Origin of the sequence: Pseudoalteromonas sp. PAR1, from assembly GCF_947311895.1 — a bacterium.
GTDB lineage: Bacteria > Pseudomonadota > Gammaproteobacteria > Enterobacterales > Alteromonadaceae > Pseudoalteromonas > Pseudoalteromonas lipolytica_C.
Genome location: NZ_CAMZMY010000010.1, coordinates 116486 through 133447, shown reverse-complemented (window position 1 = coordinate 133447; position 16962 = coordinate 116486). Strand labels below are relative to the sequence as shown.

Here is a 16962-nt window from a genome sequence, read left to right as displayed (position 1 = left end):
CTATGTCTAATCCATCGATTGATTTAAATATTGAAGGTAACGTAGCGGTTTTAACCATGAATAACCCGCCAGCGAATACCTGGACACAAGATACATTAACTGCATTAAAAGACACTGTAACTGAGCTAAATGCTAACAAAAATGTCTATGCACTAGTGATTACAGGTCAAGGTGAAAAGTTCTTTAGTGCAGGTGCCGATTTAAACGTGTTTGCTAGTGGTGATAAAGGCGTTGCTGCCACCATGTCTAAAGTGTTTGGTGATGCATTTGAAGCATTAACAAATTTCCGAGGTGTATCAATCGCAGCAATTAATGGTTACGCCATGGGTGGTGGTCTTGAAGTGGCCCTTGCTTGTGATATTCGCATTGCTGAAGAGCAAGCTCAAATGGCACTTCCTGAAGCGAAAGTTGGCTTACTGCCATGTGCTGGCGGTACGCAAAACCTTGCATGGCTTGTTGGTGAGGGTTGGGCAAAACGCATGATCTTGTGTGGTGAGCGCTTAAAAGCAGACAAAGCACGTGAAATTGGTCTTGTTGAAGAAGTGGTTGGCACTGGCGAAAGTTTAGCTGCGGCAATGAAACTTGCTAACCAAGTTGGCGAACAAAGCCCGGTTGCTGTGACTGCATGTAAAGAGCTTATTCAAAAAGGTCGCACACAACCTATGGCTCATGCATTGCCATTAGAGCGTGAGTTATTTGTACAATTATTTGATACGCAAGACCAAAAAGAAGGCGTGAATGCATTCTTAGAAAAGCGTAAAGCAAATTGGGTAAATGGCTAATGACTAATGTAACACTACTAAATCATCAAGATGCGCCTGTGGTGTTTGAAACTGCAGAGGCCGAAAGCGGCCTCATTGCAATTGCGACACTCAATGCGCCGAAGTCTTTAAACGCTTTAAATTACGACATGATCCAATTGCTTGAGCCGCAGCTTAGAAAATGGGCTGACGATGACGCCGTTGCCATGGTCGTTCTAAAAGGGGCTGGCGAAAAAGCATTTTGCGCCGGTGGCGATGTAGTAAGCCTGCATAAAGCAATGAGCACAGGTGAGCCTGCTAACTACATTGAAGACTTTTTTACCCTTGAGTACAAATTAGACTACCTAATTCACTGCTATGAAAAGCCAATATTACTTTGGGGAAATGGCATAGTCATGGGTGGCGGCCTTGGCTTAATGGCTGGGGCAAGTCACCGTGTGGTAACAGAGACATCGCGTATTGCAATGCCTGAGCTAACCATTGGTTTATACCCGGATGTGGGCGGCAGTTACTTCTTACATAAAATGCCTGAGCAAGTCGGTTTATTTTTAGGGTTAACTGCTGCGTCTATCAATGCTGAAGATGCCTTGTTTGTTAATCTTGCTGATCACTATGCAACAGCAGATAAATATGACGCTATTTTAACGGCTATCACCGCTGAAAAGTGGGGCAAAACAGCCTCATTAAACCACGAAAAGCTAACAAACATTTTAATCTCGATTGATAATATTTCAGGCCGTGTTCCTAAAGGCAATGTAAAAGATAACTTAGCAGTTATTCAAAAGTTGGCTGAGTTTGATTCATTGCAGGGGAAAATTGACTACATTCAAGCTTTAGAAACAGAAGATAAATGGCTTACCCGTGCGCAAAAGTCATTAGCACATGGTTGTCCGCTTAGTTGTGCGCTGGTTGAACGTCAATTAGCTAATTCAAAAGAGATGACGTTAGCAGATTGCTTCAAAATGGAGCTAGGCATGTCAGTTCGTTGTGGCGAAGTAGGCGAGTTCCAAGAAGGCGTTCGTGCGCTATTAATTGACAAAGACGGTGCACCTAACTGGCAGTTTAAATCGCTTAGCGATATCGACGAAGCAGTTGTAGATAGCTTCTTTACAGCACGCTGGGATGAGCAATCTCACCCACTAAACTCATTAACGTCATCTTAATTCCAAGGGGTAAACAAATGGCTAAATTAACAATAGGATTTATTGGTTTAGGCAACATGGGTGGCCCAATGGCGGCAAACCTTGTCAATGCAGGTCATACAGTTCGTGTGTTTGACTTAAATAAAGCAGCGGTCAGTGAGCTTGCCGATAAAGGTGCAATTGCTGCTACCGATGCTGCTGAGTGTGCTATTGGCGCTGATATTTTTATCAGTATGCTACCAGCAAGCAAACACGTTAAATCGCTTTACTTAGGTGAAACGGGTCTTATTAACTTACTTGATAGCAAAACCTTAGTGATTGACTGCTCAACCATAGATGCCGAATCAGCGCGTCAAGTGGGTAGCGAGCTTGCTCAAAAAGGCATTGATTTTGTTGATGCACCGGTATCAGGTGGTGTTGCAGGTGCAACAGCGGGCACTTTAACCTTTATCGTCGGTGGTGAGCAAAGCCACTTTGAAAAAGCCAAACTGGCTTTAGTTGATATGGGTAAAAACATCTTCCATGCTGGTGATATTGGTGCAGGTCAAGTCGCAAAAATCTGTAACAACATGCTGCTCAGCATTTTAATGGCTGGTACTAGCGAAGCGCTACAAATGGGCATCAACAACGGGCTCGATCCAAAAGTGTTAAGTGACATCATGACTGCAAGCTCTGGTCGTAACTGGACACTTGAGCTTTACAACCCATGCCCTGGTGTAATGGAAACGGCGCCAGCAAGTAATGATTATAAACCGGGCTTTATGGTTGATTTAATGGCGAAAGACTTAGGTCTTGCTATGGAAGCGGCTCAGCAAAGTAATTCATCTACCCCAATGGGGTCAATGGCGAAGAATCTATACACTATGCTTCAGCATCAAGGTGCGGGTAGTGATGATTTTAGCGCTATTTTTAAATTATTCTCGAAGTAGGAGATTGTTGTGGATATTAAAAACAACAACATCGTAATTACCGGTGGTGCGCAAGGTTTAGGCTTTGCGATGGCCGAGAAATTTGCATCGCTTGGCGCGAACATCGCCCTTATCGATATGCAACAAGATGTACTAGATACTGCTGTATCAGCGCTTGCTAAATATGGCACAAAAGTCATGGCGTATGCTGCTAATGTGACCGACGAAGACGCCGTGGTAGCAACGTTCAACACTATCAACAAAGACTTTGGCCATATCGGCGTGTTAATTAATAACGCGGGCATCTTACGCGATGGTATGTTTATCAAAGCAAAGGAAGGCAAAGTAGTTGATAAAATGTCGTTGGCTCAATTTCAATCTGTGATTGATGTGAACTTGACCGGTGTATTCTTAGCTGGTCGTGAAGCTGCGAGCCACATGATTGAGTCTGGCAAAGGCGGCGTTATCGTAAATATGTCGAGTGTTGCCCGTGCTGGTAACATTGGCCAAACAAACTACGCTGCGTCTAAAGCTGGTGTTGTTGCGATGACAACGGGTTGGGCGAAAGAATTAGGTCGCTTTGGTATCCGTGTAGGTGCAATCGCACCGGGTGTTATTCGCACAGCGATGACAGATGCAATGAAACCAGAAGCAAAACAACGCATGATGGCGGTAACGCCAGTGGGTCGTTTTGGTGAAGCAGAAGAAATTGCCCAAACAGCACAATACATAGTAGAGAACGACTTCTTTACAGGTCGTGTTGTTGAAATTGATGGCGGTATCCGCCTTTAGTTTGAAATGGTAACCCTTTACCCATTGAAAGTACCAAAACGGTAAGCCTAGCTTGCCGTTTTTTTATTTTTAAAGTAATTTAAATTCATAATGATAAGGAGATTTGTTATGAACACTGGTGGCATTACAGTCTCAATGAGCAAAGGAATTAAAGCTAACTTCAATCTGGGTGAACATTTAATTGAATACTGTGGTTCTGCTTATTCTGGAAAAGAAGTTCTGAAAGTTGACGGTGAATTAATAGCAGAATCACGTAACTTTAAAACGAAATCTGTTCATGAATTTAATATTGATGGTAAAGCCTGCCAGTTGTCTTTACGTGTTAGGCCCTTCTTTAAGTTCTCAGCTGTTATATCGTTAGAGTGTGAAGGTGAATTAGTACAACGCTTCCAACTAACCTACGGTAAAACACGCAAAGTAGCCTGGTATTTCAGGTATCTCGATATATTAGCATTTTTTATTTTGGGATGGGTATTTATGGCAGAAGTAATATCACTTAACGAGCTAATTTTACTTGCTGGTGCCATTTTAATTTTTTCAGAAATAGTTTTTAAAAATCATGGCTGGATCATCGAAGAGCAAAAGCCTTGTAATTAACTGCCTAGCATTCAATAATTAAGCGGTTAAATGCCGCTTAACTTTGAGAGATGCAGTGAATCCCAAACAAATCCGCAATTTTTATATCAATGAAGAACAGTCTGTTTATTTGCTGTCTCACCATGATGCTAAAAAGCACCGTCAATGGCTTAACATTTGTATTAAACAACTTACCTTGCTTGGTTACAGTGACGTTGAATTAATTGGTTCTGGTGCGTTTGGATTTGTTTTTGCCGGTGTCGATGATGAAGACCTACCTTGGGTATTTAAGTTTTCACGGATAACCCTAGCGCAAAGTGTGCGTGACCGTTTAGAAGACGAGGCCTACATGCTCTCGCAAGTTAAAAACCCACTCGTGCCAAAATTTTATGCCTTTGAGCGTATTAAAAAGCAAGGCATCTTAATGATGGAGCGCGCGCTAGGTGAAGATTTAGAAAAAATCTCCATCAAACAGGGGCGTTTCAGTGCAGCAAAAGTCATGGCGCTGGCTCTTAGGTTACGTAATGTGCTGGTAGATTTACGCGAACACAAAAATGGCTTAAGCCCACAGCCAATTGTGCATGGTGATATTAAACCCTCTAACATTGTTTATGATGAACAAACTAATAAGTTGTCATTGGTAGACTGGGGCAGCTCTGTTTATGCACAAATAGACTCAGAGGGGAATCCGGTTGCTAGCAATTTTATGGATCTTATGTCTGCTGATATTAGCACCACCAATGCTCGTATGGGTGATGTGTATTTTATAGGTGATGAGCAAATGTCGGGCGGGCAGTCATCGCCACGTTTTGATGAACAAGGTGTTGCATCAACTCTCTATGCATTAGCCTCCGCACAATCTTGCCGATTTGGTGCGGCGGTTATTCCGGCTACAAGCTTAAATTTACCTATGGAGCTTGCCCGGGTCATTGACGGTATGCTTTCAAAAGATAAGGCAACCCGAGATGGCGCAGGTGATTATTTTATGCGTAACATGCCTACAATGGCTAAAGCGTACCTACCTGAACTGCCTCGTAAAGTCATTCGACCTTATATCCCTTATTGGTTTAGTGAGTTTGATGAGCACCCAGATACAGTGGTTTACAGTTCTCGAAAGCAATTTTTAAGACAAGCTGACCATAATAAACAATTACTTGATGTAAACGATGCTCAGCTCGATAGATACTACAAAGAGTTTTTATTTGATACCGGCGACACCGAAAAAGCATTTTTGGCCTCTATTAGCCGATTAGCAAAATACCCGGTAGTAGGGGGTTTAAGTTTTCATTGGAAAGAAAACTCAATGTTTGTTGAATCATCACTTATCCTGCATGATGAAACACTTGGTACAGCCTTCACCGATGCCATTAACAACACGGTGATGTTAGCACAGGGAATTGAACAAAAAGGTCTCTTTAAATGTTGTTTGTTTGATGCGCGTAAGACCATTCAGCTAGAGCGTGATGGCACCGGTGCTTTTAAGTTTGAACATTTACCTGAGCTTGATTACGAAGTAATGGATGTACAAGCCTCAGACGTAACCAGACCGCATTCTTACTTTGAAGATGGTAAAGACCCGGATGAGCAATTACAGCTCCCGAAAAAGGTCATAAAATGCGTATTTGAGCTTAACCAAATACACCACACGGGCTGTATCATTTTCGAAGCCTTACCTGATAGGATGAAGATACACCATTACTATCGTCTGCTAGATGCCAGTAAAGAACCTGAATTTAAACGTTTATTAAGTAAGCTTATGCAATACGCGGTTAGTATCACAGATGTAGGTGTAGCAGGCTTTATGAAGCTACCTTACAAAAATACCCGTGAATTTGATTTATGCACCAGACAGCCCGATGAGTTTTATCCGCGAGATCCCAAAAGAGTGTTAGACATATGAGCCTTTTGCCTATGGCTGATGCTTCAGCTAATGAGAAAGACAAAATTGATGCATTAAGATTTATTAAAATGCGGAATCTTGAAGGAGCTGCAAACAATACAAAGTGGAATGAGCTCATCTGTGAAGTTCGAGAATGGAAAAATTGGAAACCACCTTTTCGTTCGAAATGGGTAACTGGGCAAATATCAGAATGGGATTGTGAGTGGTGCTATCATTTACCATTTCCTTTTATTGGTGTTCAGTGGTTAGATTTATACTTTATTGAAGAAATAGTAGACGTCAGAAGGCATCAATCTATAAAAGAGTATGATCACTCAGAGAGCTTAACTGAGCTTTTAGATAAGATAGGTTTATCTTACGAAAAGGGTAAAACAACATTAAGAATTTGGGGATACCTTCCTAAGTGCCATGAGCTTTTTGATGAAACTAATAACTACATGTTGAATTTATTTAAACAAAGTCACTAAAAGTGATCTCAATAGTAAGGAGTTTGGCTCATGAATCAATTAACAGAGAAAAAGATTACTTGTCCCTATTGTGGTGAGCAAATAGAAATCTTACTGGATCCAGCAGACTTAAATCAGCAATATATTGAAGATTGTCAGGTTTGCTGTAAACCAATAAACTTTTTAGTTTTTGAAAGCATAGATGAAGAGCTTTCAGTTACAGTATCAAGTGATGATGAAAGTAGTGGTTTTTCTAATTTTTAGAAATTAGATTCTAAAATTTCTAATTTATGAAATAAAAACCTGCTAAATAGCAGGTTTGTGGGTAATTGGCTTTTACTTATGCTCTTCAATTATCTCAGTGATCCCTTCAGCAGAAAGTATCTCTATCCAATAACCATCTGGGTCTTTAATAAAGGCTAGGCCTTTCATCGAGCCATCGTCTGGTTTTTTTACAAACTCAACATCGTATTTTGCAAAACGTTCGCACGCAGCGTAAACGTCTGGCACGCTAATACCGATATGACCAAAGCCTTTTGGTTCATCATTTCCACTATGATAACCAGCAAAGCTGTCGTCGTTTTCTGTGCCCCAATTATGCGTAAGCTCGATAAGAGCAGGGCGGCGAAATACCCACTGTGCTTTTTCTTTATCGGTGGCTTTTGGCATTTCTTGCTCATAACCTAAAAAGTACAGCGTAAACTCCATTTTAGGAAAATCATATTTACCCAGTAACTTCATGCCTAAAACGTTTTGGTAGAAATCTAAAGAAGGCTTTGGATCTTTAATACGCAACATAGTTTGTTGCATCACGAAATCTTGCGTTGCGTTTGCGATTTGTTCAGGTGATTCGTTGTAGTTAGACATATACATCCTTTTTAAATGACATTAATGATGATGCACTCAGTCTAACATAACCACGTTACCCTTAAATTAATAAAAAATAATATTGACCAGTTTGACTGGTTTTGAAGATATTAACTTGCTAACTCACATAAAAAACCGCCTCAACAGGCGGCTCTTATAAATTGACAGCTTGTAACTAGCAATTGTTGATTAGTTGCCCCAAGGATTACTCGCACTTGAACGCTGTTTACGGGTTCGTGCTTGTTGCTTGGCTTCTTTTTTTGCGTGAATGCGTTTAGCGTCGGTAAAACTTAACTCACACGGTTCACCAGGTTTTTGATCCGCAGGGATCACGCGATCTCGAGGTGGCAGCTCGTAGTTTACATCGTCTGGGCGTGGTAAATTTTTAAGGCGATACAAATAAAAGTTCTCGACTTTTTCTTGAGCCCATTGTGTTTTACGTAAAAACTTAACCGCAGATTTAACATCTGGATTATTTTTAAAGCAGTTTAAACGCATATAGGCGTGGAGCAATTCCCAGCCATATTGCTCGACAAGCTCTGTCACTACTTGCTCGATACCTACACCTTGCAGTGGGTTATTGCTGAAAATTTCTTTATTACTCATTAGACTGTCCGGTATTACAAAACTAGGGTAAGTATAATTGCCTTTACCCTAGTTTTATAGCTAACTTGCTAAGAATGTTTATATTCGAGCTTATTCTTTGCAATTAACTACAACGCGGCCGCGAATTTGACCTTTTAATAACGCTTCTGCATTTTCTATGGCTTTAGATAGCGGTATTTCTTGCGAAATGGTGTCGAGGTACTGAGTTTCAACTAACTCACTAAGACGTTGCCATGCTTCAATTCGATCAGCTTTAGGGCGCATTACACTATCTATACCCATTAGACTAATGCCACGAAGGATAAACGGCGCTACCGTTGCTGGAAAGTCCATGCCTTGTGCTAACCCACACGCTGTTACAACACCACCGTATTTAATCGATGCACACACATTTGCAAGGGTGTGGCTACCCACAGAATCAATTGCGCCAGCGAATTGCTCTTTAGCGAGTGGTTTACCAGGTGCTGAGAATTCTTCGCGAGATAAAACGCGTTTTGCGCCTAAGTTTTCAAGGTGCTGCGCTTCATTCATTCGACCTGTTGTCGCAACTACATCGAAGCCAAGTTTATTTAATAAGTAGATAGCAAAACTACCCACGCCGCCATTGGCACCGGTAACAAGTATTTCACCACTTTTGGGTGTGATACCTTGTTTTTCTAAAGCGATGATACTCAGCATTGCGGTATAACCTGCAGTACCAATTTGCATAGCCTGTTTAGGTGTTAAATTAGCGGGTAGGGGGATGAGCCAATCAGCACTCATAGACGCCTTTTCAGTTAGGCCACCTAGGTATTTTTCCCCAACACCAAAGCCATTTAGCAGCACTTTATCGCCAACTTTAAATTCATCGCTTTTAGACTCTGTCACTGTGCCTGCAAGGTCAATCCCGGGGATCATAGGAAATGTTCTTACCACTGGCCCTTTACCTGTGATTGCTAAGGCATCTTTGTAATTTAACGTGCTGTAGTCAACATCAATATTTACATCATGCTGGTGGATGCTCTCTACAGGAAAGTCTGTGTATTCGGCACGATAGCCTTGATCATCTTTATTAATAACTACCGATTTTACTGATGTTGTCATGGTGACTCCTTTTAGACCGATCGTCTTTTAATGGTTAAAATAAAACCGCATTAAAACGGCTTTATAAAATTAATCGTAAAAATTGTGCTGTATAAAGGGTAAGTGGTTCACTTGATTTATCAAGTTTAGAGCGCATTACTGCGCCTTCCCAGCCAATCCAGAAAAACTCAGCAAGCATTTTACAATCTGAAACTTGAGGTATTTGTTTTTGCTGCTTGGCGTCGATTAAGCACTGCTCAATTAAAGCTTGCCAGCTGGTGTAAGCCTGCTTAATTCGGTAAATCATTGGCTCATCAAGATAGCTGAGCTCTTGGTTTAAATTGCCAATTAAGCAGCCGCGCTTAAACTCAAATTTTGCCATGCCTTGTTTGGCGTCATTGGCAAACAGCACAATCCTCTCAAGAGGGGTAGTTGCACTATTTGTTAAATGGCGCCTTAACTTGGCCTGAAAATAGCTGTCGTATGCATCAATTAGAGCTAGGCCAAAATCATTCTTACTTTTGAAATAATGATAAAAAGAGCCCTTAGGTACCTGAGCTGATTTTAAGATTAAATCAATGCCGGTTGCACTAAAGCCTTTTTCGGTTAATACAGCTAACCCGGTATTAATTAATAGGGCACGAGTATCTGCATTTGAACGTGCTATTTTTGGTGGCCTGCCACGACGGCTTGGCACAGAGTTATTTGTTTCCATGCCAACCATATTAGACCGATTGGTTTTTAATATGCAAGAACTATATTGCTTAAATTGTAATCATCATAAATTTGTCATGATTACAATTAAATTGGGAACTTTGCGCAAATGATGTTGGTCACAAATACTGAAGCTAAAAAGAGCTGTATCGTTTTTAGCTGAATTTAAGTGTATTAATAGATGGTTTTAGTTAAAGAGGTACGACCACTTAGTCATTTTAAATGTTAATTCATTGAGCATCAGCACGTTAGTTATTGTCAATTTATTTAATTGCTTTTTGCTATTTGAATTTAACAGTTTTATTAACTATTCATTAAATGTAGATGTCAATTTCGCTACATATCTATAAATATAAAAAGGTGAGGATATTACCTATGAAGAGACAGAAAAGAGATCGTTTAGAAAGAGCTCATTCTCAAGGTTATAAAGCAGGCTTGGCAGGCCGTTCTAAAGAACAATGCCCTTATCAACAAGTCGATCCTAAATCTGAATGGTTAGGTGGCTGGCGAGAAGCCATTGAAAACCGAAACATGTTTAAAACTTAATATAGGCACCTTATTTACGCAAAAAAGCCCCATTTAGGGGCTTTTTTGTATCTGCTATTTTGTATCTTAAATTAAAGATTAAAACGCAGATGTATCTTGGAAAAGACCTACTTTAAGATCTTTTGCTTCATAGATAACACGACCATCTACTTCAACAGTACCATCTGCCATACCCATGAATAATTTACGTTTAATTACACGTTTCATGTCTAATCGATAAGTTACTTTTTTAGCAGTTGGTAAGATTTGACCTGTGAATTTAACTTCACCTACACCAAGTGCACGACCAAGACCTGGACCACCAGACCAACCAAGGAAGAAACCAACTAATTGCCACATAGCATCAAGGCCAAGACAACCTGGCATTACTGGGTCACCTTTAAAGTGACAGTCGAAGAACCAAAGATCTGGGTTGATATCTAGTTCTGCAACAATTTGACCTTTACCGTGCTCACCACCGTCAGCAGTGATAGAGATAATGCGGTCCATCATTAGCATGTTGTCACTTGGTAAACGACAGTTGCCTTCACCGAACATTTCACCTTGACCACAAAGGACCAATTCTTCTTTTGTATAGCTGTTTTTAGGTTCCATAACTCTCATTCATCGCTTAGAAATTGCCACGTACTTTAGCGTACACTTGTACGCTAAACAACTCGGAGCAGTTAATTATTTACTATTTTTCGCTTGTTTTATGACCATTTAATTAAACTGTAGCCGATAAAGGGAGATAAAACCGCGCATTGTGAAGTAAAAATCATTATAATTGCTGTGATTCTTTAACCAGTCTAAAGGAAATTTATGATCCTTTTTGTAAACTCACTGACAGTGATTGATTTTTCTTACTTGTGTAATAAACGCGGCGCAGTTGGCGAGAGCTGGATTGTGGATTTAACTCTGCATGGCCAATTAAATGATGAGTCGATGGTGCTTGATTTTGGCTTAGTTAAAAAGCAAATCAAGGGCATTATTGATAACTGTATCGACCACAAACTTGCTGTGCCTGCCAAATTAAACGGTTCACTAACACAGCATGCTGAGCATAGCGTGCTAGATTGCCATTTTGGTGATAATTATCACTTAGCTATGAGTGCTCCTAACCAAGCATTTTGCTTAATTGATGCGGATGTTGTTGACGAAAAATCAGTAACTGAGTTTTTGATTAAAACGATAATGCCTGAGCTACCTAGTAACATCGAAAAGATCGAAATCAATTTATACCCAGAGCATAGCCAAAGCTTTTACTATCATTACAGCCATGGCCTTAAAAAGCATGATGGTAATTGCCAGCGTATTATTCATGGTCACCGTTCGCAAATTGGTATTAGCCTTGATGGTATGGCTATGCCACGCTTACAAAAAGAATGGGCAGATAAATGGGAAGACATTTATTTAGCCACTGCTGAAGATGAAATTAACAAAGCAGACCTTAAACATGTAACTGCACAAGACAACGATGTGTGTTTTGCGTATACATCACAGCAAGGCTATTTTGAAATGGCAATTGATAAGTCTCGCTGCGACATTTTACCTTGCGATACCACTGTTGAATGCATTGCAGACTACTTAAGTTCTCAAGTTAAAAACCAATACCCTGAATCAGAGGTAAAAATTACTGCTTATGAAGGTGTTGGCAAAGGGTCAATCAGTTATGCGTAAAGGATTACTAGTAGCAGCGTTTGCAGGGCTGTTCTCACTTACTGCAAGTGCTGTTGAATTAAAAGGACATTTAACCCAAGGTGGTTTAGTAACAGGTCAAATTGAAGGTGTTAAAAGCGTTAGTTTTAATGGCGAGAAACTTAAGCTTTCAGAAAATGGTGAGTTTGTATTTGGTTTTGGTCGTGATGCTGAGACAAATCACAATCTTTCTTGGGTTGATAGTAATGGTGTGAGCCACGAGCAAGCAATTACAATCACCAAGCGTGACTATAAAATTGATAAAATAACTGGTGTTGCAAAAAAATATGTTTCGCCACCTAAAGAAGTGTCTGAGCGTATTAGCCGTGAAGCTGTTGCTGTGCGTAAAGCTAGGCAAGTTGATTCTGACTTAAGATACTTTTTAGACCCAGTTTATAAACCTGCAACTGGGCGTATCTCAGGTGTTTATGGTAGCCAGCGATACTTTAATGGTGAGCCACGCAGACCGCATTTTGGTTTAGACATTGCAAATAAAACAGGCACTCCAGTGTATGCGCCTGTAAGTGGCACTGTGGTATTTGCTGATGCAGATTTATATTACTCAGGTGGCACGTTAATTCTTGATCATGGCCATGGCGTTACCTCTACTTACATTCATTTAAGTAAATTAGATGTCAAAATAGGGGATGAAATTAAGCGTGGTGATAAAATTGCTGAAATTGGCGCGACTGGTCGCGTAACTGGCCCTCATTTAGACTGGCGTTTTAATTGGAAGAATGAACGCCTTGACCCTGCGCTAATGATGCAAGACACATTAGCTAATGAAAAGTAGAGACTATGACACAACAAATCGATCGTGACGCTATTATTGCAAAGCGTATTGCTGATTCAACAACTTCAGTAACAAAAACTGTTTTTCCTGGCCGTACTAATCACCATAATACTTTATTTGGTGGTGATGCATTAGCTTGGATGGATGAAGTGGCTTTTATTGCTGCTACGCGTTTTTGTAGAAAGCCACTTGTAACGATTTCGTCTGACCGTGTGGATTTTAAAGAAGCTATTCCTGCTGGAACATTTGCTGAGCTTATTTCAAAAGTTGTACATGTAGGTAATACCAGCCTTAAAGTAGATGTTGAGATTTTCTTAGAAAGAATGCATAAAGATGATAAACACTTGGCTATTTCTGGCAGCTTTACCTTTGTAGCTGTTGATGATAACCATAGACCAACACCGGTTGTTTGCGAAAAAATGATCAACGGTTTCGATTAAATAATCGACAAATATTTTTAATGTAATAAGTACCTATGGGTACTTATTATTTATATAATGAAGAACACATCATACAACATTTTGGGTAAATAAAAACTCAGCAAGGAATGAATTATGCAACTATAAATTCAACAAAGGGAGGGTCGATGAATTTCATACTTTTTATTTTATATAGTTGCATACTTATATTGGCTTTTAACCAAGTTGATAACTATTGGTTTGATCTTATCGCCTCATTAAGAGGGCAAATGCTTGCGTTTAGCTTGCTGTTTGCAATGGCTTGTGTTCATAAGGCTAAGAAATTGGGCGCTGTGTGCGTGGTATTAAGTACGGTACTGATCTTTCATCATTACAATTATTTTAATCAAGCTGACTCTCAACCAGGTGATATAAAAATAGCGCAAGCAAACGTCCATTATAGTAATCCATACTTAACCGACATAATTAATACTCAGCTAGTTAATAGCGACAACGATATACTCATTTTGTTTGAATTTAATGATAAACAGCGTCACCTACTTAGTGAACTTAAAGGACGTTATCATTTATTTGGCTATGCTGAAGTTGAAGGGGCGCCATTTGGAATTATTGTTATCTCAAAACATCCAATTATCCAGAAACAAATTAGGTATTTAGGTAACCCAAAACTAGGTTTTGTACAACTTAACTTTTTGTTCAAAGATACAGTCGTGAGTACAATTTTACTGCATCCGCCATCACCCAGAAATCAGCTTTTATGGGAGCAAAGAAATTATCTTTTATCGAAAGTTGATCAACAAATGCTTCAATTAAAAGGGCATTGGTTTATAGCCGGGGATTTTAATACTGTGCCTTGGTCACGTTATTTTTTAAATCATAACAACAGTTGTTCTCAGCAAGGTCGTAACTATGCAAGTTGGTCAGCTGTAGAAAATAAATTGGCTATTTCGTTAGCGGGTTTACCAATTGATAATTGTATTGTAAGCCAAGGAACGCGACTTTCTGGAGTACACACGCAAGTCATCAAAGGTAGTGATCACCATTTACTAAGCTATCAACTTTCTTTTTCGACATATTGATTAGCGCGTAGAAAGCTATTTTCTATCAAAAGATTGATTACCATCTTTAACTCAAAATTATCCCATGGCTTTGCTGTAATGATATTGGCGATGTTTTTATATATCGCATGCTTAGTTGCTTCTAACTCAGCATAACCTGTAAGTAGCATTCGCGAGCAATGTGGTTGGATCAGGTGAATTTCTTTAAGTACAGTTAAACCGTTTAACGTTGGCATTAGTAAATCACATATAACTAAGTTTACATTATTTAATTTTGTATATTTGATCGCTGCACATGGGTCACTAAAGCATACAACAACATGGTCTTGTGATAGTAAACGCGATAGGGCACGTAATATAGCTTCATCATCATCAATGATTAAAATGGTTGTTTTCATGATTGGGCCCCAAGTAAATGCCTTAAATCATACAAAACATGTTTAAAATTTCGTTTATGTGGAAATAACCAAAACGCTTTGTAAGAGTAGGCTAATGCCTTTGAGTAGTAACCAAGCTCCCTATAAAATTCACCATAGCATTCACTTAATCGCGCTTTGATTTTTTTAAGTTCATTGTTTGATACAACAGATTGGTTACGATTAATTATTTCGACCATGGCCGCTAAACGGTTTTCTCTGTTTGCTGTAATAGAATTGGCGCGCATTAAATAGTGCATTGCACACTGTGTTGAGTAGGCTACATCACCGCGTTTAGCTAATTTTAACCAGCAATCTAAATCGGTAGCGCTACTTAACTTATTGTCAAAACCACCCACATCAACAATGGCTGAACGTTTAACCATTACTGATGATGTACCAACAATATTGGTGGTGATCATTTGGCTGATTGGGTTTTCAAGTAATTGGAAATCTTTACTTTCTTTATTGCATTTAAATTCAGGCCAATAGTCGAAACAACCAATAATGTCCTCGTTCTGTTCATTAAAATGCATATAGTCAGTAAAACTTAACACACAATCAGGATGTTTTAGATGGAATGCAAGTTGACTAGCAAGCTTATCAGCAGACCAATAATCATCAGCATCTAAAAAAGCTAAGTACTCTGACTTTGCTTGTGTTATTGCAAGGTTACGAGCAGCAACAACGCCTTTTCGTTGTTGACTAAAAATCCGTACTTCATTTTTTTCAGCGGCGAGTCGTTGTAGGTAGTTGATACTGCCATCAGTGGAGCCATCATCGACAATAATGATCTCGAACTGAACATTTTTTTGCTGATAAATGCTGTTAATACAAGTATCTAAATACTGTAAGCAGTTGTAGTTTGGAATGATTATACTGACTTGGCTGTTCATAATATGCTCCAAAAGCATTTCTTCACGTAGTAAAGGATACGCAATTTAGACGCCAGCTTTAAATCTGTATTTTCTGTTAAATTACTAAGTCTTTTCTCTTTGTGCGTTGCATTTTGCAAATGCTAAGCATGTTTTTATCTCATTTCGGGAATTTAGCGGCTTTTTTGTCGGGTATGGAACTTGCCATAGCTCTTATAACCGTATTTGTAGGAGCGTTTTTTTATGAAGCACATTGCTATATTAGTCCCAAGCTTTCCGATTGCATCAGAAACCTTTGTTGTAACAGAAATAAAAGCGCTGTTAAACGCAGGGCACAAGGTGACGGTGTTAACCTTCGAAAAAACCAGTGTGTTGATTAACTTAACCAGCGCTATTGAAGTGAAAAAAATCACTAAACCAGCGTTTAAATCAATATTTCCTTCAATGCTAGATATTTATAAGTTAGCAAAAGCAGCTCACACTGCAGCTCAATTTAAATCAATTTCAACTCAATCATTACTTGCGTATGGTTATCAAATTGCACGTTACATAAAAGCGGCAAAGATTGATCATCTACATTGTCATTTTATGCATGGGCCACTTGCTTATGGCATTGTCGCAGCGAAACTTGCTGATATAACAGTATCATCAATTGGCCACGGACATGATGTTTATGTAAACAGTGCTGACCTAAGACCTAAACTCGCATTTTGTGATTTTTCGATAGCTGTCTGTGAAGAAATGGCTATGCAATTTAAGCGCTTTTCTGACAGTAACGTTAAGTTACTGCATTGTGGTATCGATACCAGTCAATTTAATCATAGCCCCACATCACTTAATGAGTCCGTCCGGCTAATTTTTATAGGGCGGTTAGTCGAAAAAAAAGGGTTGCAGTTCTTATTACCTGCTTTGAGACAAATTCCGAAAGAGCTTGGGATCACTGTTGATATTGTTGGTGATGGCCCTATGTTGAACGATTTAATCTTTATGGCTGAAGAGTTAGGAATAAGAAAGTCTGTCCGGTTTTTAGGTGAAAAACCACATGATTGGGTCAGCGAAAACCTAATTTACTATTCAGCTCTAATTGCACCATTTTGTATTGCAGAAAACGGTGATAGGGATACAGGCCCGTTAGTGTTAAAAGAAGCTATGGCCTCTGGTTTACCTGTACTCACCACCACCTTAATGGGGGCAAACGAAATTGTCACACCCCAAGTTGGAATGAAATGCATGCCGGGGAGCATTTCTGCTATTAGCAAAATGCTATTTAAATTCCAGCAACTCTCTCCACATCAGCGTTATATGCTAGGTCAAAATGCTAAACAGCATGTAAATCTAAACTATAACGCAATAAAACAGGCAGAACGGTTATCACAATGGGTTGAATCTTTATAAGGAACGACC

21 protein-coding genes are annotated in these 16962 nt (G+C 39.5%); 14 read left to right on the top strand and 7 right to left on the bottom strand.

Annotation, left to right across the window (positions count from 1 at the left end; translation table 11 throughout):
* The first annotated feature begins 2 nt into the window (after positions 1-2).
* The 8 genes from QL229_RS10550 to QL229_RS10515 all read left to right on the top strand — a co-directional run bounded on the left by QL229_RS10550 (position 3) and on the right by QL229_RS10515 (position 6789).
* The gene (locus tag QL229_RS10550; protein WP_105180497.1) at positions 3-782 is read left to right on the top strand and encodes an enoyl-CoA hydratase; all 780 of its coding nucleotides are present in this window, start codon (positions 3-5) and stop codon (positions 780-782) included.
* Positions 782-1924 carry an enoyl-CoA hydratase/isomerase family protein gene (locus QL229_RS10545; RefSeq protein ID WP_138557509.1) on the top strand — a complete coding sequence of 381 codons (1143 nt, stop codon included), beginning with the start codon at positions 782-784 and terminating at the stop codon, positions 1922-1924. Before QL229_RS10550 ends, QL229_RS10545 begins: the two co-directional genes overlap by 1 nt.
* 17 nt (positions 1925-1941) lie before the next feature.
* Positions 1942-2832 carry a 3-hydroxyisobutyrate dehydrogenase gene (mmsB, locus tag QL229_RS10540; RefSeq protein WP_138557510.1) on the top strand — a complete coding sequence of 297 codons (891 nt, stop codon included), beginning with the start codon at positions 1942-1944 and terminating at the stop codon, positions 2830-2832.
* 9 nt (positions 2833-2841) lie between these two features.
* Positions 2842-3603 carry an SDR family oxidoreductase gene (locus QL229_RS10535; RefSeq protein WP_138557511.1) on the top strand — a complete coding sequence of 254 codons (762 nt, stop codon included), beginning with the start codon at positions 2842-2844 and terminating at the stop codon, positions 3601-3603.
* Positions 3604-3711: 108 nt separating this feature from the next.
* Positions 3712-4200: a hypothetical protein gene (locus QL229_RS10530; protein WP_171040409.1), complete on the top strand. Its 489-nt coding sequence runs from the start codon at positions 3712-3714 to the stop codon at positions 4198-4200.
* Between the two features lie 55 nt (positions 4201-4255).
* Entirely contained in the window at positions 4256-6079 is a 1824-nt protein-coding gene (locus tag QL229_RS10525) for a protein kinase (RefSeq protein WP_138557513.1), read from the top strand.
* Positions 6080-6090: 11 nt separating this feature from the next.
* A complete protein-coding gene (locus QL229_RS10520) occupies positions 6091-6546 on the top strand; it encodes a DUF6678 family protein (protein WP_249930208.1) in 456 nt (151 codons plus the stop codon).
* A 30-nt stretch (positions 6547-6576) separates the two neighbouring features.
* On the top strand, positions 6577-6789 hold the full coding sequence (locus QL229_RS10515; RefSeq protein ID WP_138557515.1) for a CPXCG motif-containing cysteine-rich protein: 213 nt from the start codon (positions 6577-6579) through the stop codon (positions 6787-6789).
* A gap of 72 nt (positions 6790-6861) precedes the next feature.
* Here QL229_RS10515 and gloA read toward each other — a convergent pair whose 3' ends face one another.
* The 4 genes from gloA to QL229_RS10495 all read right to left on the bottom strand — a co-directional run bounded on the left by gloA (position 6862) and on the right by QL229_RS10495 (position 9775).
* Positions 6862-7392: a lactoylglutathione lyase gene (gloA, locus tag QL229_RS10510; RefSeq protein ID WP_138557516.1), complete on the bottom strand. Its 531-nt coding sequence runs from the start codon at positions 7390-7392 to the stop codon at positions 6862-6864.
* Positions 7393-7581: 189 nt separating this feature from the next.
* Entirely contained in the window at positions 7582-7998 is a 417-nt protein-coding gene (locus QL229_RS10505) for a VF530 family DNA-binding protein (RefSeq protein WP_105180503.1), read from the bottom strand.
* A gap of 90 nt (positions 7999-8088) precedes the next feature.
* Positions 8089-9081 carry an MDR family oxidoreductase gene (locus tag QL229_RS10500; protein WP_138557517.1) on the bottom strand — a complete coding sequence of 331 codons (993 nt, stop codon included), beginning with the start codon at positions 9079-9081 and terminating at the stop codon, positions 8089-8091.
* Between the two features lie 61 nt (positions 9082-9142).
* Positions 9143-9775 (bottom strand): TetR/AcrR family transcriptional regulator, encoded by a 633-nt coding sequence (locus tag QL229_RS10495; RefSeq protein ID WP_138557518.1) that lies wholly within the window; start codon positions 9773-9775, stop codon positions 9143-9145.
* A gap of 374 nt (positions 9776-10149) precedes the next feature.
* On the opposite strand from QL229_RS10495, the gene rmf reads away from it, so the two are divergent.
* Positions 10150-10320 carry a ribosome modulation factor gene (gene rmf / locus QL229_RS10490; RefSeq protein ID WP_138557519.1) on the top strand — a complete coding sequence of 57 codons (171 nt, stop codon included), beginning with the start codon at positions 10150-10152 and terminating at the stop codon, positions 10318-10320.
* Positions 10321-10398: 78 nt separating this feature from the next.
* Here rmf and fabA read toward each other — a convergent pair whose 3' ends face one another.
* Entirely contained in the window at positions 10399-10914 is a 516-nt protein-coding gene (gene fabA, locus QL229_RS10485) for a bifunctional 3-hydroxydecanoyl-ACP dehydratase/trans-2-decenoyl-ACP isomerase (protein WP_054553819.1), read from the bottom strand.
* A 207-nt stretch (positions 10915-11121) separates the two neighbouring features.
* Between fabA and QL229_RS10480 the strand changes: the two genes are divergently transcribed.
* The 4 genes from QL229_RS10480 to QL229_RS10465 all read left to right on the top strand — a co-directional run bounded on the left by QL229_RS10480 (position 11122) and on the right by QL229_RS10465 (position 14288).
* On the top strand, positions 11122-11979 hold the full coding sequence (locus QL229_RS10480; protein WP_135924602.1) for a 6-carboxytetrahydropterin synthase: 858 nt from the start codon (positions 11122-11124) through the stop codon (positions 11977-11979).
* Entirely contained in the window at positions 11972-12790 is an 819-nt protein-coding gene (locus tag QL229_RS10475; protein WP_138557520.1) for a M23 family metallopeptidase, read from the top strand. The genes QL229_RS10480 and QL229_RS10475 overlap by 8 nt, the downstream gene beginning before the upstream one ends.
* Positions 12791-12795: 5 nt before the next feature.
* The gene (locus tag QL229_RS10470) at positions 12796-13230 is read left to right on the top strand and encodes an acyl-CoA thioesterase (RefSeq protein ID WP_135924597.1); all 435 of its coding nucleotides are present in this window, start codon (positions 12796-12798) and stop codon (positions 13228-13230) included.
* A 107-nt stretch (positions 13231-13337) separates the two neighbouring features.
* Positions 13338-14288: an endonuclease/exonuclease/phosphatase family protein gene (locus tag QL229_RS10465; RefSeq protein ID WP_138557521.1), complete on the top strand. Its 951-nt coding sequence runs from the start codon at positions 13338-13340 to the stop codon at positions 14286-14288.
* On the opposite strand, the gene QL229_RS10460 is transcribed toward QL229_RS10465, so the two are convergent.
* Both QL229_RS10460 and QL229_RS10455 read right to left on the bottom strand, forming a co-directional pair.
* Positions 14264-14665 carry a response regulator gene (locus QL229_RS10460; RefSeq protein WP_281546853.1) on the bottom strand — a complete coding sequence of 134 codons (402 nt, stop codon included), beginning with the start codon at positions 14663-14665 and terminating at the stop codon, positions 14264-14266. The genes QL229_RS10465 and QL229_RS10460 overlap by 25 nt on opposite strands.
* Positions 14662-15579 carry a glycosyltransferase family A protein gene (locus QL229_RS10455; protein WP_138557523.1) on the bottom strand — a complete coding sequence of 306 codons (918 nt, stop codon included), beginning with the start codon at positions 15577-15579 and terminating at the stop codon, positions 14662-14664. Before QL229_RS10455 ends, QL229_RS10460 begins: the two co-directional genes overlap by 4 nt.
* A gap of 222 nt (positions 15580-15801) precedes the next feature.
* Between QL229_RS10455 and QL229_RS10450 the strand changes: the two genes are divergently transcribed.
* A complete protein-coding gene (locus QL229_RS10450; protein WP_138557524.1) occupies positions 15802-16953 on the top strand; it encodes a glycosyltransferase in 1152 nt (383 codons plus the stop codon).
* Positions 16954-16962 lie beyond the last annotated feature (9 nt).